The following is a 21,847-nucleotide window of genomic DNA, read 5'->3' as shown; positions in this document are numbered from 1 at the left end:
ACGCGCGTCGCGCTCATCCGGCGGACAGCTCGGCCGGCGCGCGGACCGGCTCCGCGTCCTCGGCCTCGGCCCGGCTCACCGTGGCCGCGTAGGCCGGCACGGTGGCCAACAGTTCCCGGTGCGGTCCCGCGGCCCGCACCCGGCCGTTCTCGACGAAGACCACGTGCTCGGTCCGGTCCAGCACCAGCGGACTGGTGGTGCAGACCAGGGTGGTGCGGCCGGACCGGGCCGCGCCGAGCCCGGCCGCGATCCGTGCCTCGGTGTGCGCGTCGACCGCGCTGGTGGGCTCGACCAGCACCAGCACCTCCGGGTCGGCGACCAGCGCCCGGGCCAGCCGCAACCGCTGCTGCTGGCCGCCGGAGAACTCCCGGCCCCGCTCGGCCACCACCGCGGCCAACCCGTCGGGCAGCGCCTCGACGATGTCGGTGGCGCTCGCCGCGACCAGCGCGGCGGTGATCCGCTGGTCGTCGGCGACGCCGTACGGATCCAGCTCGTCCCGCAGCGGACCGGAGAACAGCCGCGCGTCGTTGTCGGCCACCAGGATCCGCCGCCGGACCGTCGCCAGCGCCAGCTCCCGCAGCGGTACGCCGCCCAGCGTCACGTCGCCGTCGACGTACCGGCCCAACCGGTCGGCGATCTCGACCGCGTCCTGCGGGGTGGCCGCCACCAGGGCGGTGAACCGGCCGGCCGGCACGGTCGTCCCGGAGACGGCGTCGACCAGGTCGGCCGGTCCGGCCGGCGCCGGTGTGGGCTCGGCGGGGTCGGCGATGTCGGGTCGCAGGGCGAGCAGGTCGATCACCCGGCGGGCCGCCACGTGCCCCTTGGTGATCTTGTCGATCGCCTCGGTGATGGTCCGCAGCGGGCCGACCAGGAACGCCGCGTAACCGTAGAACGCGACCAGCTGACCGGCGGTGATCTCGCCGCTGAGTACGTACCGGGCGCCCAGCCAGGTGATCAGCGCGACGAAGGCGCCGGGCAACAGGACCTCCGCGCCGCTGAGCAGCGACTCGACCCGGGCCACCCGGACCCCGTCGTCCCGCAGCCGCTGGGACTCGGTCCGGTAGCGGGCCGAGAAGACCGCCTCACCACCCACCCCGCGCAGCACCCGGAGCCCACCGACGATGTCACCCGCCCGGGTGGCCAACGTGCCGACCTGGTCCCGGTACGCCTGCTGCCGCCGGTGCAGCGGCCGGATCAGCAGCCCGACGACGACCAGCAGCACCGGTACGCCGATCAGCACCACCAGGCCCAGCGTGACCGAGGTGCCGAGCAGGATGGTGGTCACCGTCACGATCGCCACCACCGCCCCGGTGCCGCGGGCGGTGATCTCCATCGCGTTGCCGAGTTGGTTGATGTCCGAGGTGCCGATGCTGACCACCTCACCGGCCGCCATCCGCTTCGGCAGCGCGGCCCCGACCCGGTTCGCCTGGTCGATGGTCACCTGCACGGTCCGGTACGCCGTACCCAGCCAGTTGGCCACCGCGCAGCGGTGCCGGGCGATGCCGGCACCGGCCTGCACCGCGCCGAGGGCGAACAACACCGCTCCCCAGCGCAGCAGGTCACCCTGGTCGCGGGCGGTGATCGCGTCGACGGCCCGGCCGATCGCCGCCGGCATCAACGCCTGGCTCACCGTCCAGACGATGCCGAAGCCGATGCCGGCCAGCAGCGACGGCCAGGCACACCGGGCCAACCAGAGCAGCAGGCGGGTGGCTGACCGGTGATCGGGAACGCCGGGATCGGCGACAGGCAACGGGCGCATGACGTGCCGACGCTAGGCCGTCACGGACAGTCCCCGCCACCGATTTCCGCCCGCCCGGTGGCCGGGCGGGCGGCTGCGGTCACCTGCCGCTACCGCTTCGATCTGGCCCGTTCAGTCGCCGACCGGGAAGTTGGCCCGGAACACCGCGTCCGGGTCGTGGCGACGCTTGACCGCGCGCAGCCGGTCAACCACCTCCGGAGCGAAGGCGTCGGCCACGGTCTCGTCCGGGTTGAGGAACGTGTACGGCTTGCGGCCGCTCACCGGAAGCGAGTCGGCGAGAGCCCGTTGCCGGTCGGCGACCGCCGTGGCCGTCGCCGGATCGGTTGCCAGCCCGAACATGTACAGCGCCCACGGCTCGACCAGCGGCCCGTGCGGGCTGTCGGACGGCCCGGCCAGCGCGCCGCCCAGCTGCCGGAGCTGGATGCTCAGCAGCGGCGCGACCGGGTCGGCCAGCAGCGTCTTCGCCGCGGTGTCGGTCAACTCGGGCAGTAGTTCGGCCCGGGACAGGCCGGCACCGGGGTCGGTCGGTTCGGCGGTGATGGAACCCAGCTCGGCCACCGTCATGACGCGCCGGCCGTCGGACAGCGGCCGGGGCAGGTGGTCCAGCGGGGCGAGCAGGTCACGCGCCTCGTCCGGACCGCCGAGGTACGTGGCGTCGACGGCGACCATGGGCGTCGCGCCGGGGAAGTGCAGCAGGTCCAGCCACACCGTCAGCTCGTCCGGCGCGGTCGCGGTGATCCGCCGGTACGCCTCGACGACGGCGGGCGCGTGTTCGGCGTCCCACAGCACCCGGCCCCCGTACAGGGCCGGTGCGGGGTGCAGCGTCACGTCGAGCGCGGTGACGACGGCGAAGTCGCCGCCGCCGCCACGCATCGCCCAGAACAGGTCGGGCTCGCGGTCGGCGGTGACGTGGCGCCGCCGGCCGTCGGCGTCGACGACGTCGAACGCGGTGACGCTGTCGGCGACCCACCCGTGGGCACGGGCGAACCAGCTCAGCCCGCCGCCGAGGGCGACGCCGGTGACGCTGACGACGGGCGAACTGCCGGGCAGCCCGGTCAGGCCGTACGGCGCGACGGCGGCCTGCAACCGGCCCGACGCCACACCCGCGCCGACGCGGGCCCGCCGGGCGGTCGGGTCGATGTCCAGGGTGTCCAGTCGCCGGGTGCGCAGCAGGATGGTGCCGTCGGTGCGGCCGGTCGCGCCGTGTCCGTTGGGTTGTACCGAGATTCCGACCCCGGCGCTCCGGGCGTACCGCACGAGCGCGGCGATGTCGTCGGCGTCCGCGGCTTCGACGACGGCCACGACCGATTGGTCGACCGCGAGGTTCCAGGGACGGCGGGCGCCGTCGAAACCGGTGTCACCGGGCAGCAGGACGCCGCCACGGACGGCGGAGCGCAACTCGTTCAGGGGATTCATCAGGCACCTTCCATTATCTGGATATTTTATGTCCGGGATATGTTCCGATCGAAGCCCTCCCGCTCGGGGAGGGCTTCGGGTCGAGCGGTCAGGCGCGCAGCGCCGTGAACCTGTTCACGGTGTTGCCGGGCGTGGCCGGATACTGCCGTTCCACCTGGTCCTTCAGGTCGGCCAGGGTCTGCTCCGCGAGTTCCCGCCGCCACGCCAGATCGGCCCGCCGCATGGCCCGGGACACCAGGCACGCCTGGCGGTAGTCGACCTCCGGGTCGGCGCCCGGCCCCCGCTTGAGCAACTGCTCACAGCGGAACGCCTCGTCCGGCCCCTCGATCGCAACGACCACGTCGAGCAACGTGATCCGCTCCGGGCTACGGGCGAGCTGGAAACCTCCACGCGGACCGGGGGTCGACATGACGATGCCGGCCCGGGCGAGCGCTTGGAGCTGCTTGTTCAGATACGCGGCCGGCAGGCCGTAGAAGGCCGCCAGCTTCGCGGCGGGGACCGCCGTGCCGCTCGGCAGCCAGGTCAGATTGAGGCAACTGTGCAGCGCCCACTCCACGCCCTCGCTCATCCGCATACCTGGACACTACATATCCAGGTTTCGGTTCGCAACCCCGGCTACCCGGGCGGCGGGGCGAATCAGCGGTCGACCTGGGTGAAGTCCCACTCGTGCGGCGGCCGGGCGACCAGCAGCACCGGCGGGTCCGGCATCGGCTGCGGGCCGCCGCGCCACTTGGAGACGACCACGACCCGGTGGTCGGTGGACGAGAAGACCTCACTGGACAGGTGCAACGGATGGTGCTCGAACTCCGGCAACGCCGTGTCGCAGACCCACGAGATCAGCTCGGCGAAGCCCTTCGGCTCGGCCCGCGCCTCCCACATCCGCACGATCACGTCGGCCACCGTCTCCCTCCCAGCACCACGGGTCGCCGGAAGATTACACGCTGACCACGGTGAGCGGCATTGCCGAATCGGCGGGCAGATCCAGCCGGCTGGGCGCCACCCCGGCGGCCACCAGGCGCGCACCGAGCGCCGCCACCATCGCCCCGTTGTCCGTGCACAGCTTGGGCCGGGGCACCCGTACGGTGATGCCGTGCTTCTCGGCCCGCCGCTGCGCCACCGCACGCAGCCGTGAGTTCGCGGCCACCCCGCCGCCGATCACCAGGGTCTGCACGCCCCGGTCCCGGCACGCCGCGATCGCCTTCGCGGTGAGCACGTCGCAGACCGCCTCCTGGAACGAGGCGGCCACGTCGGCGACCGGCACCGGCTCGCCGGCCCGCTGCCGCGCCTCCACCCAGCGGGCCACCGCCGTCTTCAGGCCGGAGAAGGAGAAGTCGTACCGGTGCGCGGCCAGGTCCTTCGGCGCGGTCAACCCGCGCGGGAAGGCGATCGCGGCCGGGTCACCGGCCCGGGCCTCCCGGTCGATCGGCGGGCCGCCGGGAAACGGCAGGCCGAGCAGCCGGGCCACCTTGTCGAACGCCTCTCCCGCCGCGTCGTCGATGGTGGCGCCCAGCGGGGTCACCCCGGTCGCCAGGTCGTCCACCAGCAGCAACGACGAGTGCCCACCGGAGACCAGCAGGGCGATGGCCGGCTCGGGCAGCGGGCCGTGTTCCAGGGTGTCCACGGCGACGTGCGCGGCGAGGTGGTTGACCCCGTACACCGGTTTCTCGGCGGCCAGCGCGTAGCCCTTGGCGGCGGCCACCCCGACCAGCAGCGCCCCGGCCAGCCCCGGCCCGGCGGTCACCGCGATCGCGTCGATGTCGGCCATGGTGACGCCCGCGTCGGACAGCGCGCGGCGCATGGTCGGCACGATCGCCTCCAGGTGCGCCCGGCTGGCCACCTCGGGCACCACGCCGCCGAACCGGGCGTGCTGGTCGACGCTGGAGGCCAGCGCGTCGGCGAGCAGGGTGTGCCCGCGGACGATCCCGACGCCGGTCTCGTCGCAGGACGTCTCGATACCCAGGATCAGTGGTTCGTCAGCCATCACGTTCCATCACCAGTGCGTCGGTGTTGCTCGGTTGGTAGTAGCCGCGCCGGATGCCGAGCGGCTCGAAGCCGTACGCCGCGTAGAGCTTCTGGGCGGGTTCGTTGTCCACCGCGACCTCCAGCAGCACCCGGCGGGTGCCCCGCCGGTCGGCCTCGGCCAGCAGCGCCGCCAGCAGCCGCCGGCCCAGGCCGGCCCGCTGCCGGTCCCGGCGTACGGCGATGGTCTGCACCCAGGCCTCCCCGGGCTGGACGGTCAGCCCGGCGTAGCCGACCACCGACCCGTCCGGATCCAGCGCCACCAGGTAGTACTGGCCGGTGGCCAGCTCGTTCCAGAACATCGCCGCCGACCACTGTATGGGGCCGAACGCGTCGGCCTCGATGGGCAGCACCTCGTCGATGTGCCACCAGCGGAAGCGGGTGAGCGTCATCGCGCGGCCGCTGTCGCGCTCCGCCGGGTCGCGGCCGTCCCGTGGCGCTGGGTCACGGCAGGACCGGCTTGCGGACGGTGGCCGCGACCGCGTCCGGGCGACGCAGGTAGAGCGGGGTCAGCGGCTCGCCGGGCGCCCCGGCCACGATCCGCTCGGCGGCCAGCTCGGCCAGCGCGTACGCGGGCGGCCAGGCCGGCTCGGGCCGGACCGGAAGGTCGAGCGTCTCGGCGTACCGGCGAGCACCCTCGCCGACCGCGGACCGGGCACCGAGGTCGCGGGCCCGGGCCGCGACGGCGGCCGGCGCCTCGACGGCCGGGTCGGACAGCCGGGCGCCGGTCGCGTCGTAGACCGCCCAGTAGATCTCCCGCCGACGCGCGTCGCTGGCCACCAGCACCGGTCCACCGGAGCCGGCGGCGGGCCCCGGGCCCGGGGCGCCGGAGCGGGCGGCGGCGTGGCCGAGGGCGTCCAGGGAGCAGACGCCGTAGGCGGGCAGGTCGAGCACCTGCGCCATGCTGGCCGCCGTGACCAGGCCGACCCGCAGCCCGGTGAACGGGCCGGGGCCGGTCCCGGCGACGATCGCGGTCAGGTCGGCGGCGCGGGCACCGGCCTCGGCCAGCACCGCGTCGACCTGCGGCGCGAGCAGCTCACCGTGCGCCCGGGCATCGACCGTCACCCGCTCGGCGCGCAGCAGCACGCCGTCCGCGCCGACGTCCGCCAGCGCCGCCGTCACCGCTGGGGTCGACGAATCCACCACGAGTACGAGCACGGTGAGCCAGCATATCCGCCCACCGGATCACGCCCGGTGACGACCCGGCCGTCGGTCAAGCGGCGATCAGGTCGACACTTACCGCTGTCGGCGCGGGAACCGGCTCCCCTGCCTCGCGAAGGCCGTCAAGGTGGAAGGCGATGGCCTCGCGCATCTCGGCGAGCGCTTCCTTACGCGTCTCGCCGAGCGCGACACAGCCAGGGAGATCTGGCGACCAGGCACCGTAGCCGCCATCTTCGGCACGCTCGATGATCACGACGTATGCGCTCACTGCCTGCCGTTGCCTCTCAGTGCGCTGTGGTGAGCGCACGGTTGGTAGTCCCGCCTTGCGGTGGGACGGTCCCGGTCTTGTCGGCGGTTGCCGTGCCGGGTTCACGCTTCACAGCCACCTGCCCGCGTAGGCGGGTCTTCTGGTCGGCTCCACGTGCTGCCACCGGACCACTCCCGGCGGTTGTCGCTGCCGCGGCGAGGGCGGCGAGGTTGAGTGCGGCGTTGTGGTCCCGGTCGATGACCAGACCACACACCTGACAGGTGTATTGACGCTCGTGCAGGGCGAGTTTGGTTTTCACCGCACCACAACCCGAGCAGGTCTTCGAGGACGGATACCAGCGGTCGGCCACCAGCAGCCGGCCACCGTTCCACCCGGCCTTATACGCCAACTGGCGGCGGATCTCGGCGAAACCGGCGTCGGCGATGTGCCGGGCCAACCTGCGGTTACGCAACATGCCGGCGACGTTGAGGTCTTCCACCACGACCGTGCCGTGTTGGCGGGCGAGGCGGGTGGTGAGTTTGTGCAGGCCGTCGCGGCGCAGGTTCGCAACCCGGGCGTGTACCCGGCCGAGGCGGGCGGACGCCTGCTGCCACCGCCGCGACGGGCGTCGCCCGGTACGCCGGTCCGGACCGGTCTTACGCGACAACGCCCGACCCAACTGCCGCATCCGCCGCCTGGCGGCGGCCAGGTGACGCGGGTTGTCGATCAGTTCGCCGGTGGACAACACCGCGAGGTGTCGGATCCCGACGTCCACCCCGACCACACTGTCCGGTCGGGCCGGGGCCCGTTCGGTGCGGTCGACCTCGACGGTGAACGCCACCTGCCACCGAACACCGTCCCGACGCACCGTCGCGGACATGATCCGCGCGGTGCCGGCGTCCAGACGGCGGGCCAGCTTACGGGCGGACTCGTGCAGCTTCAACCGACCCAACCGCGGCAGCACCACATGCTTGCGGTCCGGCTCGACCCGGATCGCGCCGGTGGTGAACCGCACCGACGGCACCGCACGGCGGCGCGACTTGAACCGCGGAAAGCCGACCGGGCGTCCGGCGCGTTTGCCGGACCGGGAGCCCGACCAGTTCCTCAACGCCCGGGCCAGGGCGTCCAGACCGGTGTTGAACGCCTCCTTCGACACCTGCCGCCACCACGGCGCCACCACATCCTTCGCCGCGTTCCACGCCCGCCGCAACGCCGGCAACGACCAGCCGATCGCCGGAGTGAGCAATTCGTCCGGGACGCCGTACGAGCGTTCAGCCGCCCGCTGGTCCAGCACCGCCCGCACCCGCGCCAACGCCCAGTTGTACGCCAACCGAGCAGCCCCAGCATGCGTGAACACGGCACGCTCCTGAACCGGGGACAGATCAAGCGCAAAGCGATACGCCTGCACCACCCTCACACCCACCACCCCCAGCGATCACAATCAGTATCGGGCAGGGGTACGACACTTCCCACCGACACATCCCGCGCCCCCGACACCAAAACGAGCCAAAGATCGCCAAGGCTCACTCAAACGACAGCAATTGACAGCCCCCTGTCAAGCCTGCTTGTTTCAGAATGCTGGGCTCCAAGCCGGGCGGCAAGTCGCGACTTGCTTTCCCGGGAATCGTCGCTTCTCTCAACAATGACAATGACGGTGATCTCGGCTTTTGAGCGGTCAGGCGGCGATGCGGTCCCACTCGATCGGGGGCAGGCCTGCGTCGGCGAGCGCGGAGTTGGCCGCGCTGAACGGCCGGGAGCCGAGGAAGCCGCGCGGGTTCATCGGGCTGGGATGGCCGGCCTCCAGCACCACGTGCCGCGGGTTGGTGATCAGGTCCTTCTTCTTGCGGGCGTAGCTGCCCCAGAGCAGGAACACCACCCGCCGGTCGAGATCGTCCAGCGCCTTGATGGTGGCGTCGGTGAACGCCTCCCAGCCCTTGCCGGCGTGCGAGTTGGGGGTCGCCTCGCGCACGGTCAGCACGGCGTTGAGCAGCAGCACGCCCTGCTCGGCCCAGCGGGTCAGGTTGCCACTCCGGGCGACCGGCACGCCCAGGTCGTCGGCGAGTTCCTTGTAGACGTTGCGCAGCGACGGCGGTACCCGTACGCCGTCCCGCACGCTGAAGCTGAGGCCGTGCGCCTGGCCCGCCTTGTGGTACGGGTCCTGGCCCAGGATCAGCACCCGGCAGTCCTGCGGCGGGCACAACCGGTAGGCCGCGAACAGGTCCTCCAGCGGCGGGAAGACGGTCTGGTGGGCGTACTCCTGCGCGACGAACCGGCCGAGTTCGGCCGTGCCGGCCGGGTCGAGGTGCGGGTCGAGCACCGTCCGCCAGCCCGACGGCAGCAGGCCGGGCAGGTCGAGGGCGGCGATGGTGTCGGACATGCGGGAACCTTTCGTACGCCGGACGGGAGGCACTATTCCTACCAGTCACCACCGACGGTTCCGACGCCGAGCGGGCCGGTCCCGTCCACCGGTCCGGGACAACCGCCTTCCCCCGCCGGGTACTACTCTCCGGGCATGTCCCTCAATGATCACGACCTGGCGATCGCCGCGGCCCAGGCCGGCGCGACGGTGGTCCGGGAACGGTTCGGCACCGCGCTGACCCGCTACGCCAAGGAGCCCGGTGACTTCGCCACGGAGGCCGACCTGGCCGCCGAGCAGGCCATCCTCGACGTGCTGCGCGCCGCCCGACCCGGCGACGCGGTGCTGGGCGAGGAGAGTGGGCTCACCGGCGACAGCCGCGCCGGGCGTACCTGGCTGGTCGACCCGCTCTGCGGGACGTTGAACTTCGCGGCACAGACCACCCTGGTCGCGGTCAACGTCGCCCTACGCACCGGTTCCGGGCTGACCGCCGCGGCCGCGGCCGACCCGTTCACCGGCGAGGTGTTCTGGACCGACCGGCAGCGGACGTACCTGCGTCGCGACGGCGCCGACAGCGAGGCCAGCCCCTCGGCCGACAACCGGCTGGTCGACCTCAACCTCGACCCGGCCCTGGAGGGTCCCGCGTTCCGGGCGACCGCACTCCTCGCGGACGCCCGCTTCAACGAACGGTTCCAACCCCGGGCGCTCTCCACCACGCTGGCCCTGACCTGGGTCGCCGCCGGACGCCGCGCCGCGTACCTCACGGCCGGCGACCTGCGCGACAGCGTGCACTTCGCCGCCGGGATCGCGCTCTGCGAGGCCGCGGGTTGCGTCGTCACCGGCATCCACGGCCAGCCCCTGCACACCGGCGTGGGCGGTCTCCTCGCCGCCGCCGACGGCCCCACCCACGCCGCCCTCCTCGACCTGATCCGCTCCCCGTAGTCAGGTCAGGTGAGGTCGGCCAGGCGGGTCGGCCAGTCGCCGCCGGTGGGGACCAGGTCGACGACGCGGGTGTCGTCGTCCCGGCGGTCGATGCGGACCAGCAGGTGGGCGTCGGCGAGCTGCTCCACCATGCCCTCGCCCCACTCGACCACGGTCACCGCCTGGTCGGCCGAGGCGTCCAGGTCCAGGTCGTCGATCTCGGCCCGCGGGTCGGCGGCGTCGCCCAACCGGTACGCGTCGGCGTGCACCAGCGGCAGCCGGCCGCCCCGCGCCGCGTCGGGCTTGTGCACCCGGGCGATCACGAAGGTCGGCGAGGTGACGTCGCCGAGTACGCCCAGCCCGGCGCCGATCCCCTGCACCAGGGCGGTCTTGCCGGCGCCCAGCGGGCCGGTCAGCACCAGCAGGTCGCCGGCGCGCAGCCGGCCCGCCAACCGGGCGCCGAACGCCCGGGTGTCGTCCACCGTGGACAGCGTTACGGCACCGTTCATGCTGGGCTGGCCGGGCATGCGCTCACGGCCCTCGCTTCGCTCGGTGCGTTCGCTCATGCTGAAAGCCTGTCCAGGAAGTCGACCAGGGCGGTGTTGACCTGGTCGGCGTGTTCGAGCATCACGACGTGGCCGCTGCCCGGCACCTTGACGAACTCCGCGTCCGGCAGCCGGCGCAGGATCTCCTCGGATTCGTGTACCGGTGTGATCATGTCCTTGTCTCCGACGATGACCAGGGTGGGTGTGTCCCGGAGCGCGGCCAGGGCCGGGTACCGGGAGTGCGAGTAGAGGGTACGCAAATAGCGGGCCACCGTCTCGGTGGAGGTCAACGAGTTCATCCGCTCCACGTAGGACACCAGCGCCGGGCTCGGCCGGTTGGTGCCGAAGCCGTACCGCCGGGTGAGCAGCCAGGCGATGTTGGACGACGCCTTGCGGGCCTGGTCCAGCATGCCGCCGGTGAGCCGGGTGGCGTTGTTGAGAATCGGCAGCAGCGGACCGCCGGCCCGGGCCAGGATGGCCGGCAGGCCGAGCTTCGACTGTTCCAGCCGGCCGCCGGAGGTGGCGATCAGCACGGTGCCGACGACCCGGTCGGCGAACAACTCCGGACAGAGCTCGGCCAACGCCATGATGGTCATGCCACCCATCGAGTGCCCGACCAGCACCAGCGGCCCCTCGGGTACGCATTGGTCGATGACCTCGCGCAGGGTCCGGCCGAGCCGGGAGAGTCGGTACTCCCCCGACTTCAACTGCCCGGACCGCCCGTGCCCGGGCTGGTCGTAGAAGACCATCCGGTGCCGACCCCGCTCGGCGAGCGTCCTGCGCTGGAAGTGGAAGGTGCCCATGTCCAGGCAGAACCCGTGCACGAAGACCACCACGGGCCGGCCCGGCTCCGCCGTCGACGGCGCGACCACCTCGACGTGGATGTCGGTGCCGTCCGGCATCTCCAGCATGAGTTCGTCGTCGTGCGGCAGCGCGCCGAACGCCTCGTCGGCGTACGGGTCGGGTCGCTGCTTGGAGCTGCGGACCACCGCCCGCTCGGCCGCGACCCCGGCGGCGACCCCGGCCGCCGCGACGCCGACCACCGCGCCGAGCAGGCCGGCCGCCCGCAGGCCCGACCGGCCCGGGCGGGGCTTCTGCTCGGCCACGGTCACTCGCCCGTCCCGTCGTAGACCCGGGGCACCCGCACCCCGCCGAACCGGGTGACGATCTCGTAGTTGATGGTGCCGACCGCCTCGGCCCAGTCGTCGGCGGTGGGCTCGCCGTCGGCACCGCTGCCGAACAGGGTCGCCACGTCCCCGGCGGCCACCGGGTCGTCGCCGCAGTCCAGCACGAACTGGTCCATGCAGACCCGACCCGCGATGGTCCGGTTACGGCCGGCCAGGCGGACCGGGCCGACGTTGGAGGCGTCCCGGGGCACCCCGTCGGCGTAGCCGAGCGGCACCACGGCCAGGGTGGTCTCCCGCTCGGTGAGGTACGTGTGCCCGTACGACACGCCGGTGCCCATCGGCACTCGTTTGGTCAGCATCACCCGGGCCCGGGCGGACATCGCCGGACGCAGCCCGAAGGTCTCCCCCGCCACCGGCGACAGCCCGTACACGGCGATGCCGGGCCGGACCAGGTCGAAGTGCGCGTCCGGGCGGGTCAGCGTGGCGGCCGAGTTGGCCAGGTGCCGGTAACGGGGCCGGATCCCGGCCCGTTCGGCGACCTCCAGGCCCTCGGTGAAGACCGCGATCTGCCGGTCGATGGTCGGGTGGCCGGGCGCGTCGGCGTACGCGAAGTGGCTCCACACCCCGACCACCTCGACCAGGTCGTCGGCCTGGGCCTTGGCCGCCGCGTCGAGCAGGGCCGGCCAGTCGGCCGCGGTGGCGCCACCCCGGGCCAGCCCGGTGTCCAGCTTGAGGTGCAGCCGCACCCGCTTGCCGGCCTGCCGACCGGCCGCGACCAGCTCGGCGAGCTGGTCGAGGCTCGCGGCGCTCAGGTCGACGTCCGCGGCCACGCCCTCGTGCAGCGGCAGGCCGGGTGCGAGCAGCCAGGCCAGCACCGGTGCGGTGACCCCGGCCCGGCGCAGGGTCAGCGCCTCGTCCAGGGTGCAGACGCCGAGCCAGTCCGCCCCGGCGTCCAGGGCGGCCCGCGCGGCCGGCAGCATGCCGTGCCCGTACCCGTCGCCCTTGACCACCGCCATCAGCTCGGCGCTGGTGCCGGAGCGCAACCGCGTCACGTTCGCGCGGATCGCGTCGAGATCAACGCGCACCTCAGCCTGCCACATACGCCCAGCCTACTGACCTTGGCGGGCCGCGCCGCCCGGCACCACCGATCGCAGCGCCCCGGCCACGTCCGGGGCGGTGACCGGGCCGTGCCGGGCCGCCTCCCGCCCGGCCAGCCCGTGCAGGTACGCGGCGGCCAGGGCGGCCCGCTCCGGCGCCAGCCCGCCGGCCAGCAGCGAACCGAGCAGCCCGGCGAGCACGTCGCCGGTGCCGCCGGTGGCCAGCGCCGGGCTGCCGGTGGGATTGGCGTACGCCCGGCCGTCCGGCGTGGCGACGACGGTGCGGTCCCCCTTGAGCAGGACCACCGCGTTCATCCAGGAGGCCAGCCGCAGCGCGGCGCCGACCCGGTCGGCGCCCGGCTGTTCGCCGGCCAGCCGGGCGAACTCGCGGTCGTGCGGGGTGACCACGGTGGGTGCCCGGCGGTGCCGCAGCTGCTCCGCCGACGAGCCGTCGACCAGCAGCGACAGCCCGTCGGCGTCGAGCACCACCGGCACCGGCGCGGCCAGTACGCAGCGCAGCTCGGTGCGGGCCTCGTCGCCGGTGCCGAGCCCCGAGCCGCAGACCCAGGCCTGCACCCGGCCCGCGTCGGCCACCCGGTCGGTGGCGATCACCGACGGGTGGTGGTGCAGCACCTCCGCCCTGGCCCCGCCGGCGTAGCGGACCAGGCCGGTCGGCCCGGCCAGCGCGCCGGCCACGGACAGCACCGCCGCGCCGGGGTAGGTCGCCGACCCGGTCGCGATCCCGACCACGCCCCGGGTGTACTTCTCCGACGCGGCGGTCAGCGCCGGCCACCAGCCCTCGATGTCCGTCCAGTCCGGCACCCGTACCGCCGGTTCGGTCCGCAGGTGCGGATCGAGGCCGATGTCGACCAGTTCGACCCGGCCGGCCCGGGCCGCCGCCGACCCGACCACCAGGGCCGGCTTGAGCACGCCGAAGGCGACCGTGACGTCCGCGGTGACCGCGGCCGGCAGATTGTCGGCGGGCGGCGCCGGCACGTCGCCGGTGTCCACCGCGACCCCGCTCGGCACGTCGACCGCCACGACGACCGGCCGCGGACCGCGCCGCTCGGCCAGCTCGGCCACCAGCCGGGCGGCCGGCTCGCGCAGGCCGCCCGAGCCGCCGATTCCGACGATGCCGTCGAGCACCAGGTCCGTCCGGGCGGGCAGCCGTTCGACGGTACGGCCACCGGCCGCCCGCAGCGCCGCCAGCCCGCCGGCGTGTGCCCGGTCCGGGACCAGCAGCAGCGCCTCGACCGCGGCGCCCCGGTCGGCCAGTCGGGCACCGGCGTAGAGCGCGTCGCCGCCGTTGTCGCCGGAGCCGGCCAGCACCAGCACCCGGGAGCCGTAGAGGCCGCCCCGGTCGGCCAGCAGCAGCGCGCAGCGCCGGGCCAGCCCGGCCGCGGCCCGCTGCATCAGCGTGCCGTCCGGCAGGGTCGCCATCAGGGCACTCTCGGCGGCCCGTACGTCCGCCACCCGCCACGCCGCTCTCACCGTGCTCGCCTCCCCCGGGCTCGGGCCGGCCTGCCGGGCCTCGTGGTGCCGACCCGCACCGGGCCGCGACCGGGCCGACCGGCCGCCGTCATCGTTCCGCCACCACCATGGCCGAGGCGATGCCGCCGTCGTGGGACAGCGACAGGTGCCAGCGGTTGATCCCGCGTTCGGTGGCGGCCGCCGCCACCGTGCCGGTGACCGTCAGCCAGGGCCGGCCGTCCGGGTCGGTGACGATCTCGCAGTCGTGCCAGCGCATGCCGGTCGGCGCGCCGAGCGCCTTCGCCACCGCCTCCTTCGCGGCGAACCGGGCGGCCAGCGACTCCGGCGACCGCGGGTTGCCGGACCCGGTGAGCCGCTCGGCCGCGGTGAACAACCGCTCGGCCAGCGGCGGGGTGCGGCCCAGCGCCCGGGCGAACCGATCGACCAGCACCACGTCGAGGCCGACTGAGACGATCACGGGTCCCACCCTACCGGCGCCGCCCGGGCGCGGGCGGCGTCCGGTCCGGGGCGCGGCTACTCGACGGTGACCGACTTGGCGAGGTTGCGCGGCTGGTCCACGTCGTGGCCCCGGGCCGCGGCGATCTCGGCCGCGAGGACCTGCAGCGGCACCGTGGTCACCAGCGGCGCCAGCAGCGTCGGGGTACGCGGAACGTAGATCACCTCGTCGGCGTACGGCAGGACGGCCTGGTCGCCCTCCTCGGCGATGACGATGGTCCGGGCGCCGCGGGCCCGGACCTCCTGGATGTTGGAGACCACCTTGTCGTGCAGCATGCCCCGCCCGGCCGAGGACGGCACCACGCAGATCACCGGCGTGCCCTGGTCGATCACCGCGATCGGACCGTGCTTCAGCTCGCCGGCGGCGAAGCCCTCGGCGTGCACGTAGGCCAGTTCCTTGAGCTTCAGCGCGCCCTCCAGGGCGACCGGGTAACCGACGTGCCGGCCGATGAACAGCACGGTCGGCGCCGACTTCAACTCCCGGGCCAACTGGCGGACCGGCTCGATCCGGTCCAGCAGGGCGCGCAGCTTGCCCGGCACCTCCTGGAGCTGGTCCACCACGGCGGCCACCTCGTCGGCGTACTTGATGCCGCGCACCTGGGCCAGGTGCAGGCCGATCAGGTAGCAGGCCACCACCTGGGTGAGGAACGCCTTGGTGGAGGCGACCGCGATCTCCGGCCCGCCGTGGGTGTAGAGCACCGCGTCCGACTCGCGCGGGATGGTGGAGCCGTTGGTGTTGCAGATCGCCAGCACCCGGGCCTTCTGCTCCTTGGCGTGCCGCAGCGCCATCAGGGTGTCCATCGTCTCGCCGGACTGGCTGATCACGATCACCAGTGTGGACCGGTCCAGGACCGGGTCCCGGTAGCGGAACTCGCTGGCCAGCTCGACCTCGCAGGGGATCCGGGTCCAGTGCTCGATGGCGTACTTGGCGACCAGGCCGGCGTGGTAGGAGGTGCCGCAGGAGACGATGAACACCTTGTCGACGTCGCGCAGGTCCTGGTCGCTGAGGCGTACCTCGTCGAGCATGATCTCGCCGCTGTCGGTGAGCCGGCCGAGCAGGGTGGCGGCGATCGCCTCCGGCTGCTCCTCGATCTCCTTGAGCATGAACCAGTCGTAGCCGCCCTTCTCGGCGGCCGAGGCGTCCCAGTCGATGTGGAAGTCCTTGCCGTCGGCCGGCTGCCCGTCGAAGTCGGTGATCTCGATGGTGTCGGCGGTGATCAGCACGATCTGGTCCTGGCCCAGCTCCACCGCGTCCCGGGTGTGCTCGATGAACGCCGAAACGTCGCTGGCGAGGTAGTTCTCGCCGTCGCCACGGCCGACCACCAGCGGCGAGTTGCGCCGCGCGCCGACCACCGCGCCGGGCACCCGGGCGTCCACCGCGAGCAGGGTGAAGGCGCCCTCCAGCCGCTGGCAGACCTGGCGCATCGCCGAGGCCAGCAGCCGCGGCCCGTCGGGCTCGCCGGCGGCCCGGAGCTTGGCCAGGACGGCGGTGAGCAGGTGCGCCGCGCACTCGGAGTCGGTGTCGCTGACGAAGGTGGCCCCGTCGGCCTCCAGCTCGGCCCGCAGCCGGCCGAAGTTCTCGATGATTCCGTTGTGGATGACGGCCACCTTGCCGTCCGGGCCGAGGTGCGGGTGGGCGTTGCGGTCGGTGGGTCCGCCGTGGGTGGCCCACCGGGTGTGCCCGATGCCGGTGGTGCCGTCGCCGATGCCGAGCGTCGAGGCGCCGCAGTCGACGTCCGTCGGGTCCGCCTCGGCCCGCTCGCCCAGCACCTTCTCCAGGTTGGCGAGCTTGCCCGCGCGCTTCTCGGTCAGCAGCTCGTCGGCGCAGACGATCGCCACCCCGGCCGAGTCGTAGCCGCGGTACTCCAGGCGGCGCAGTCCGTCCAGCACGATCCCCAACGCCGGGCGTCCGCCGGCGTACCCCACGATTCCACACATGGCCCGCAGCCTAGCGGACTTTCGCTCAGCACGCGTGCTCGAAAGTACGGTTATTGCTCACACCCATTGCTTGATACCGGCATCCGGGACCAAACCTCGACACCGGCGGCGGTACGGGGTTGCCGGGAACCGCGTCGATCCGGCACTGTCAGCGAGCGCCGGTACGACACCGGTCGGGCCGCTCGTCCGGAAACGGCGGTTTGGTCCCGACCGGTATTGCCCGGACCCGACACAGTGGTCCCTTGCCCGAGGTCCAACGGTCGGACGACCACGGGAGCGGGCCCGTCCGGCTCCCGGGTGCCCCGACACGCCGGTCCGAAACGACACACCCCGACCGACCCTTTGCGGAACATCCCTACCGACCCTTGCGGAGCAGTCATGTCCGACCCCACCCAGTCGCCGTACGACCCGGGCCCGTCCGGCTCACCCTCGTACGACCCGGGGCCGTCGAGTTCGCCGTCGTACGAGCCGGGCCCGCCACAGCCACCCGCGCACCAGCACCCCGTCCCGTCCGGGCCGCCGGCTCCGGAATCCTGGTCCCCGCAGCCGCCGTACGGCGCCGAGCCGCCCGCGCCGCGGCCCTCGTACCCGCCGGAGCAGTCGCCGTACCAGCCGGCGCCCACGTCCGGGCCGGCCGCGCCGACGTACCCGGGTGGCTATCCCGGACAGCAGCCGGGCTACCCGCCGGCCGGCTACCCGCAGAGCGGCTACCCCCAGGGCGGCTACCCGCCGGCCGGGCCGGGTGGGCCCGGCTACCCGCCGCCCGGCGCCCCCGGGCAGCCGATGGCCCCGCCGCCCGCGAACGCGAGCAAGAACAACGTCGGGGTGATCGTGGCAGTGGTCATCGCCGTCGTCCTGCTGGTCTGCGTCGGTGCCGTCGGCACCGTCGTCTGGACGATGAAGTCCGCCAGCGACGCGATCAAGAGCGCCATCCCCACGTCGGAACCCACGCTGTACCCGACCGGACTGCCCACCGGCTCGGGCGCGGGGATCCAGGTCGTCTACGAGGTGACCGGCAGCGGCCGGGCCAGGATCACCTACTTCGACGAGCGCGGCACCTCGCAGCGGCTGACCGGCGAATCGTTGCCCTGGAAGAAGGAGCTGACCGTCCGCTCGGGCATGGCCTCGGTGATCGCCTCCGGGGAGAACGGCGCCCAGGTCTCCTGCCGGCTGCTCGTCGACGGCCAGGAGCGGGAGACCAAGAAGGGCGTGGTGGTCAACTGCGCCGACTTCAGCCTGCCGCGCTGACCAGGCCTGCTCGGGCCCCGGCCGGGCCGGAGCGGGTCGGCCGCCAGACCCGTCGGCGGAGTTGCCGCGACGGGTCCCGGTAGGGCAGCGTGGCCCTCGGGCGCCGGCGACGTCGAGCCGGCGCCCGAGGCACGAGCAGCGCGCCGACACCCTGGGAGACGCCCGATGTCCGACCCGACCCGACCAGCACCGTCGCCCGGGCCGCCCGCCGCCGCACCGGCACCCGCGGGCGAACCGTTGGTGGCCCGGATGCGCCCGTTCGGGACCACCGTCTTCGCCGAGATGTCGGCCCTGGCGACCCGGACCGGCGCGGTCAACCTGGGCCAGGGCTTCCCGGACACCGACGGACCGGCGGAGATGCTGGCCGCCGCGGCCGAGGCGGTGCGCGGCGGCGCCAACCAGTACCCGCCCGGCCCCGGGATTCCCGCGCTGCGGGCGGCCGTCGCCGGGCACCAGAAGCGGTTCTGGGGGCTGGACTACGACCCGGACGGCGAGATACTCGTCACCGCCGGCGCGACCGAGGCGATCGCCGCCGCCATCCTGGCGCTCTGCGAGACCGGCGACGAGGTGGTCTGCTTCGAGCCGTACTACGACTCGTACGCGGCCTCGATCGCGCTCGCCGGAGCGGTGCGCCGGCCGGTCACCCTGCGCCCCGCCGACGACGGCCGGTACGCGTTCGACCCGGCGGCGCTGCGCGCGGCGTTCGGACCGCGGACCCGGTTGGTGCTGCTCAACTCGCCGCACAACCCGACCGGCAAGGTCTTCACCCGCGACGAGCTGACGCTGATCGCCGAACTCTGCCAGGAGTACGGCGCGTACGCGGTCACCGACGAGGTCTACGAACATCTGGTCTTCACCGACGCCGCCACCGGGCACCTCCCGCTGGCCGGGCTGCCCGGGATGTGGCAGCGGACGCTGCGGGTCTCCTCGGCCGGCAAGACGTTCTCCTGCACCGGCTGGAAGGTGGGCTGGGTGAGCGGACCGGCCGCGCTGGTCGCCGCCGTGCTGCGGGTGAAGCAGTTCCTCACCTTCGTCAACGCGGCGCCGCTGCAACCGGCGGTGGCGGTCGCGTTGGAACTGCCGGACAGCTACTTCGACGGTTTCCGCGACGACCTGCAACGGCGCCGGGACCAGCTCGCCACCGGTCTGACCGAGGCCGGTTTCGAGACGATCGTCCCGGAGGGGACGTACTTCGTCACCGCCGGCATCGGCCGGCTCGGCGGCCGGGACGGGGTGGAGTTCTGCCGCAGCCTGCCCGAGCGGTGCGGGGTGGTGGCCATCCCGACCCAGGTCTTCTACGACGACGTCGAGGCCGGCCGCCGACTGGTCCGGTTCGCCTTCTGCAAGCGCCCGGAGGTGCTCGCCGAGGCGGTCACCCGGCTGCGTACCCTGCCCACCGCCGACCGCTGACCCACGCCACGGTCGGTGCCCGGCTTCCCGGAAAGCCGGTGCAACCGGGTGTCAGCCCTGGGCCGGGCTGGCCAGCCGCACCTCGGCGGCGATCCGCTCGGCCACGGTCTGCGCGATCTCGACGGTCTCGGCCTCCACCATCACCCGGACCAGCAGTTCGGTGCCGGAGGGGCGCAGCAGCACCCGGCCGGTGCCGCCCAGGTCCCGTTCGGCCCGCTCGGCGGCGGCCAGCACGGCCGGCGCACCGGCGCCCACCGTACGGTCGGCCACCGGGACGTTGATCAGGACCTGCGGCAGCTTGGTGACCACGGCGGCCAGCTCGGCCAGCGACCGACCGGTGGCGGCCATCCGGGACATCAGGTGCAGTCCGGTGAGCACCCCGTCGCCGGTGGTCGCGTACGCCGGCATCACGATGTGCCCGCTCTGCTCGCCGCCGAGCGCCAGGCCGGAGGCGCGCAACTCCTCCAGGACGTACCGGTCGCCGACCTTGGTCTCCAGCAGCCGGATGCCCTCGGCGGACATCGCCAGCCGCAGGCCGAGGTTGCTCATCACCGTGGCGACCAGGGTGTCCGCGGTCAGCGCGCCGGCGTCGCGCATGGCCAGCGCGAGGATGGCCATGATCTGGTCGCCGTCGACCTCCTCACCGGCCGCGGTCACCGCCACGCACCGGTCGGCGTCGCCGTCGTGGGCGATGCCGAGGTCCGCCCCGTGCTCGACCACGGCCGCCCGCAGCGCCTCGATGTGGTTCGAGCCGCAGTCGTCGTTGATGTTCAGCCCGTCCGGGTCGGCGTGGATCGCGACGACCTCGGCGCCGGCCTCCTGGTACGCGACCGGGGCCACCTCGTACGCGGCGCCGTTGGCGCAGTCCACCACGACCTTGATCCCGTCGAGCCGGTTCGGGATCGTCCCGGTCAGGTGCTGTACGTAGTGGTCGGCGCCGTCGAGCAGGTCGTTCACCCGTCCCACGCCGGCGCCGGTGGGCCGCCGCCAGTCGGTCGCGCCGTTCGCCTCGATCACGGCCTCGATCTTCAGCTCGATCTCGTCCGGGAGCTTGTTGCCGCCGGCGGCGAACAGCTTGATGCCGTTGTCCGGCATCGGGTTGTGCGACGCCGAGAGCATCACCCCGAGGTCTGCCTTGGTCTCGCCGACCAGGTACGCCACCGCGGGCGTGGGCAGCACGCCGACCCGCACCACGTTCGCACCGGCGCTGGCCAGGCCGGCCACCACCGCCGCTTCGAGCATCTCACCGCTGGCCCGGGTGTCCCGGCCCACCACGGCGAGCGGCCGGCGGCTGCGATCGGTCTCGGCGAGCGTGTGAGCCGCCGCCACCGCGACCGCGAGGGCCAATTCCGGTGTCAGGTCCGCGTTCGCCCGTCCGCGTACGCCGTCAGTGCCGAACAACCGCCCCATCGAACGAGAACCTCCACCAGAGCCACCGACAGGAGAAGCGAAACGGCCGGGCCCGCCACCACGTGAGGGGGGACCCGGCCGTCCGTCAGACGTACAAGGTGTTGCTGGTCAGCGCTTGGAGTACTGCGGCGCCTTGCGGGCCTTCTTGAGGCCGTACTTCTTGCTCTCCTTGACCCGGGCGTCCCGGGTGAGGAAGCCGGCCTTCTTCAGCGCCGGGCGGTCGTCGGGCTCGTTGACGATCAGCGCCCGGGCGACGGCGAGGCGCAGCGCGCCGGCCTGGCCGGTGATGCCGCCACCGCGCAGGTTGGCGATGACGTCGAAGGCCTCGGCCTTCTCGGCGGTCACCAGCGGCTCCTTGATCAGCTGCTGGTGCACCTTGCTCGGGAAGTACGCCTCCAGGTCCCGCCCGTTGCAGGTGATCTTGCCGCTGCCGGGGACGATCCGGACCCGGACGATGGCCTCCTTGCGGCGGCCCACGGTCTGGATCGGGCGGTCGCCGCGGGGGCGGGCGACGGGGGCTGCGGTGGCGGTCGCGACGGGCGCCGGGGTCTCGGCGTCGACGTCGGCGACGGCGGTCGCGGTGGTCTCGGTCATGCTGCTTCCTTCGCCCGCGCTCACTGCGCGATCTGCTTGATCTCGAACGGCACGGGCTGCTGCGCGCCGTGCGGGTGCTCGGCACCGGCGTAGACCTTCAGCTTCTTGATCAGCTGACGGCCCAGCTTGTTGTGCGGGAGCATGCCCTTGACTGCCAGCTCGATGGCCTGCTCCGGACGCTTGGCGAGCAGCTCCTCGTAGCCGACCCGCTTCAGGCCGCCCGGGTAGCCGGAGTGCCGGTAGGCGATCTTGGTCTGCCGCTTGTTGCCGGTGAGCGCGACCTTGCCGGCGTTCACGACGACGACGAAGTCGCCCGTGTCGACGTGCGGCGCGAAGGTCGGCTTGTGCTTGCCGCGCAGCAACGTGGCGGCGTGGGTGGCCAGCCGGCCCAGCACGACGTCAGAAGCGTCGATAACGTGCCACTGACGCTCGATCTCACCCGGCTTCGGGCTGTACGTACGCACAGGTTTACCTTGTCTCGTCGTCGGTCTGGTGGTCGCGCGCCAGAACACCAGCACGCAGAGAAGACCAAGCGTACCCGACAGGGCACGCACTGGGCCGTTGCACAACAGCAGGCAACGATACCGTCGGGCCGACCGAGGGTCAAAACCGG

Annotated in this window: 22 protein-coding genes; 3 read left to right on the top strand and 19 right to left on the bottom strand. The window is 73.4% G+C overall.

All coding sequences use genetic code 11. From position 1 onward, the window contains the following. Positions 1–13: 13 nt before the first annotated feature. From ACFOX0_RS02850 to ung, 10 genes are all read right to left on the bottom strand, one after another. Positions 14–1,759 carry an ABC transporter ATP-binding protein gene (locus ACFOX0_RS02850; RefSeq protein WP_377541800.1) on the bottom strand — a complete coding sequence of 582 codons (1,746 nt, stop codon included), beginning with the start codon at positions 1,757–1,759 and terminating at the stop codon, positions 14–16. A 111-nt stretch (positions 1,760–1,870) separates the two neighbouring features. Further along, entirely contained in the window at positions 1,871–3,175 is a 1,305-nt protein-coding gene (locus tag ACFOX0_RS02845) for an FAD-binding oxidoreductase (protein ID WP_377541799.1), read from the bottom strand. An 88-nt stretch (positions 3,176–3,263) separates the two neighbouring features. Continuing rightward, a complete protein-coding gene (locus tag ACFOX0_RS02840) occupies positions 3,264–3,743 on the bottom strand; it encodes an RrF2 family transcriptional regulator (RefSeq protein WP_377541798.1) in 480 nt (159 codons plus the stop codon). A gap of 68 nt (positions 3,744–3,811) precedes the next feature. After that, positions 3,812–4,066 (bottom strand): hypothetical protein, encoded by a 255-nt coding sequence (locus ACFOX0_RS02835; RefSeq protein ID WP_377541892.1) that lies wholly within the window; start codon positions 4,064–4,066, stop codon positions 3,812–3,814. A 43-nt stretch (positions 4,067–4,109) separates the two neighbouring features. Next, complete coding sequence (gene tsaD / locus ACFOX0_RS02830; RefSeq protein ID WP_377541797.1) at positions 4,110–5,156, bottom strand: tRNA (adenosine(37)-N6)-threonylcarbamoyltransferase complex transferase subunit TsaD; 1,047 nt, start codon at positions 5,154–5,156, stop codon at positions 4,110–4,112. Next, positions 5,149–5,586 (bottom strand): ribosomal protein S18-alanine N-acetyltransferase, encoded by a 438-nt coding sequence (gene rimI, locus ACFOX0_RS02825; protein WP_377541796.1) that lies wholly within the window; start codon positions 5,584–5,586, stop codon positions 5,149–5,151. The genes tsaD and rimI overlap by 8 nt, the downstream gene beginning before the upstream one ends. 52 nt (positions 5,587–5,638) lie before the next feature. Then, positions 5,639–6,352, bottom strand: coding sequence for a tRNA (adenosine(37)-N6)-threonylcarbamoyltransferase complex dimerization subunit type 1 TsaB (gene tsaB / locus ACFOX0_RS02820; protein ID WP_377541794.1), 714 nt, complete (start codon positions 6,350–6,352; stop codon positions 5,639–5,641). A 55-nt stretch (positions 6,353–6,407) separates the two neighbouring features. Continuing rightward, positions 6,408–6,623 carry a type II toxin-antitoxin system HicB family antitoxin gene (locus ACFOX0_RS02815; protein ID WP_377541793.1) on the bottom strand — a complete coding sequence of 72 codons (216 nt, stop codon included), beginning with the start codon at positions 6,621–6,623 and terminating at the stop codon, positions 6,408–6,410. Positions 6,624–6,639: 16 nt separating this feature from the next. Beyond that, entirely contained in the window at positions 6,640–8,010 is a 1,371-nt protein-coding gene (gene tnpB, locus ACFOX0_RS02810; protein WP_377541891.1) for an IS607 family element RNA-guided endonuclease TnpB, read from the bottom strand. Positions 8,011–8,277: 267 nt separating this feature from the next. After that, the gene (gene ung / locus ACFOX0_RS02805) at positions 8,278–8,979 is read right to left on the bottom strand and encodes a uracil-DNA glycosylase (RefSeq protein WP_377541792.1); all 702 of its coding nucleotides are present in this window, start codon (positions 8,977–8,979) and stop codon (positions 8,278–8,280) included. Between the two features lie 135 nt (positions 8,980–9,114). Here ung and ACFOX0_RS02800 point away from each other — a divergent pair, with 135 nt between their 5' ends. Beyond that, positions 9,115–9,900, top strand: a complete 786-nt coding sequence (locus ACFOX0_RS02800) for an inositol monophosphatase family protein (protein ID WP_377541791.1) — start codon at positions 9,115–9,117, stop codon at positions 9,898–9,900. A 5-nt stretch (positions 9,901–9,905) separates the two neighbouring features. Here the strand turns inward: ACFOX0_RS02800 and tsaE are convergent, their stop codons facing one another. The 6 genes from tsaE to glmS all read right to left on the bottom strand — a co-directional run bounded on the left by tsaE (position 9,906) and on the right by glmS (position 16,572). Continuing rightward, positions 9,906–10,388, bottom strand: coding sequence for a tRNA (adenosine(37)-N6)-threonylcarbamoyltransferase complex ATPase subunit type 1 TsaE (gene tsaE, locus ACFOX0_RS02795; protein ID WP_377541889.1), 483 nt, complete (start codon positions 10,386–10,388; stop codon positions 9,906–9,908). A gap of 53 nt (positions 10,389–10,441) precedes the next feature. Continuing rightward, positions 10,442–11,530: an alpha/beta fold hydrolase gene (locus ACFOX0_RS02790; RefSeq protein WP_377541790.1), complete on the bottom strand. Its 1,089-nt coding sequence runs from the start codon at positions 11,528–11,530 to the stop codon at positions 10,442–10,444. 2 nt (positions 11,531–11,532) lie between these two features. Beyond that, entirely contained in the window at positions 11,533–12,651 is a 1,119-nt protein-coding gene (gene alr / locus ACFOX0_RS02785; RefSeq protein WP_377541789.1) for an alanine racemase, read from the bottom strand. Positions 12,652–12,660: 9 nt separating this feature from the next. Further along, positions 12,661–14,139 carry an NAD(P)H-hydrate dehydratase gene (locus ACFOX0_RS02780; protein ID WP_377541788.1) on the bottom strand — a complete coding sequence of 493 codons (1,479 nt, stop codon included), beginning with the start codon at positions 14,137–14,139 and terminating at the stop codon, positions 12,661–12,663. An 88-nt stretch (positions 14,140–14,227) separates the two neighbouring features. Then, positions 14,228–14,596 (bottom strand): holo-ACP synthase, encoded by a 369-nt coding sequence (locus ACFOX0_RS02775; RefSeq protein WP_377541787.1) that lies wholly within the window; start codon positions 14,594–14,596, stop codon positions 14,228–14,230. Positions 14,597–14,652: 56 nt separating this feature from the next. Next, positions 14,653–16,572, bottom strand: coding sequence for a glutamine--fructose-6-phosphate transaminase (isomerizing) (gene glmS, locus ACFOX0_RS02770; protein WP_377541786.1), 1,920 nt, complete (start codon positions 16,570–16,572; stop codon positions 14,653–14,655). Positions 16,573–16,950: 378 nt separating this feature from the next. On the opposite strand from glmS, the gene ACFOX0_RS02765 reads away from it, so the two are divergent. Both ACFOX0_RS02765 and ACFOX0_RS02760 read left to right on the top strand, forming a co-directional pair. Further along, on the top strand, positions 16,951–17,820 hold the full coding sequence (locus tag ACFOX0_RS02765) for an MmpS family transport accessory protein (protein ID WP_377541784.1): 870 nt from the start codon (positions 16,951–16,953) through the stop codon (positions 17,818–17,820). A gap of 165 nt (positions 17,821–17,985) precedes the next feature. Continuing rightward, entirely contained in the window at positions 17,986–19,230 is a 1,245-nt protein-coding gene (locus tag ACFOX0_RS02760; protein WP_377541783.1) for a pyridoxal phosphate-dependent aminotransferase, read from the top strand. A gap of 51 nt (positions 19,231–19,281) precedes the next feature. Here the strand turns inward: ACFOX0_RS02760 and glmM are convergent, their stop codons facing one another. The 3 genes from glmM to rplM all read right to left on the bottom strand — a co-directional run bounded on the left by glmM (position 19,282) and on the right by rplM (position 21,698). Continuing rightward, positions 19,282–20,640, bottom strand: coding sequence for a phosphoglucosamine mutase (gene glmM, locus ACFOX0_RS02755; RefSeq protein WP_377541782.1), 1,359 nt, complete (start codon positions 20,638–20,640; stop codon positions 19,282–19,284). A 108-nt stretch (positions 20,641–20,748) separates the two neighbouring features. Beyond that, complete coding sequence (gene rpsI / locus ACFOX0_RS02750) at positions 20,749–21,234, bottom strand: 30S ribosomal protein S9 (RefSeq protein WP_377541781.1); 486 nt, start codon at positions 21,232–21,234, stop codon at positions 20,749–20,751. Between the two features lie 20 nt (positions 21,235–21,254). Further along, positions 21,255–21,698 carry a 50S ribosomal protein L13 gene (gene rplM, locus ACFOX0_RS02745; RefSeq protein ID WP_377541780.1) on the bottom strand — a complete coding sequence of 148 codons (444 nt, stop codon included), beginning with the start codon at positions 21,696–21,698 and terminating at the stop codon, positions 21,255–21,257. Positions 21,699–21,847 lie beyond the last annotated feature (149 nt).

It is taken from the genome of Micromonospora zhanjiangensis (assembly GCF_042650605.1).
GTDB lineage: Bacteria > Actinomycetota > Actinomycetes > Mycobacteriales > Micromonosporaceae > Micromonospora_J > Micromonospora_J zhanjiangensis.
The sequence above is the reverse complement of the archived record's forward strand: the minus strand, read 5'-3'. Positions and strand labels throughout refer to the sequence as shown.

Coding starts and splice junctions, on each gene's coding strand:
- ACFOX0_RS02850 (WP_377541800.1), bottom strand. CDS start 1,759: ATGCGCCCGTTGCCTGTCGCCGATCCCGGCGTTCCCGATCACCGGTCA.
- ACFOX0_RS02845 (WP_377541799.1), bottom strand. CDS start 3,175: ATGAATCCCCTGAACGAGTTGCGCTCCGCCGTCCGTGGCGGCGTCCTG.
- ACFOX0_RS02840 (WP_377541798.1), bottom strand. CDS start 3,743: ATGAGCGAGGGCGTGGAGTGGGCGCTGCACAGTTGCCTCAATCTGACC.
- tsaD (WP_377541797.1), bottom strand. CDS start 5,156: ATGGCTGACGAACCACTGATCCTGGGTATCGAGACGTCCTGCGACGAG.
- rimI (WP_377541796.1), bottom strand. CDS start 5,586: ATGACGCTCACCCGCTTCCGCTGGTGGCACATCGACGAGGTGCTGCCC.
- ung (WP_377541792.1), bottom strand. CDS start 8,979: ATGTCCGACACCATCGCCGCCCTCGACCTGCCCGGCCTGCTGCCGTCG.
- ACFOX0_RS02800 (WP_377541791.1), top strand. CDS start 9,115: ATGTCCCTCAATGATCACGACCTGGCGATCGCCGCGGCCCAGGCCGGC.
- tsaE (WP_377541889.1), bottom strand. CDS start 10,388: ATGAACGGTGCCGTAACGCTGTCCACGGTGGACGACACCCGGGCGTTC.
- alr (WP_377541789.1), bottom strand. CDS start 12,651: ATGTGGCAGGCTGAGGTGCGCGTTGATCTCGACGCGATCCGCGCGAAC.
- glmS (WP_377541786.1), bottom strand. CDS start 16,572: ATGTGTGGAATCGTGGGGTACGCCGGCGGACGCCCGGCGTTGGGGATC.
- ACFOX0_RS02765 (WP_377541784.1), top strand. CDS start 16,951: ATGTCCGACCCCACCCAGTCGCCGTACGACCCGGGCCCGTCCGGCTCA.
- ACFOX0_RS02760 (WP_377541783.1), top strand. CDS start 17,986: ATGTCCGACCCGACCCGACCAGCACCGTCGCCCGGGCCGCCCGCCGCC.
- glmM (WP_377541782.1), bottom strand. CDS start 20,640: ATGGGGCGGTTGTTCGGCACTGACGGCGTACGCGGACGGGCGAACGCG.
- rpsI (WP_377541781.1), bottom strand. CDS start 21,234: ATGACCGAGACCACCGCGACCGCCGTCGCCGACGTCGACGCCGAGACC.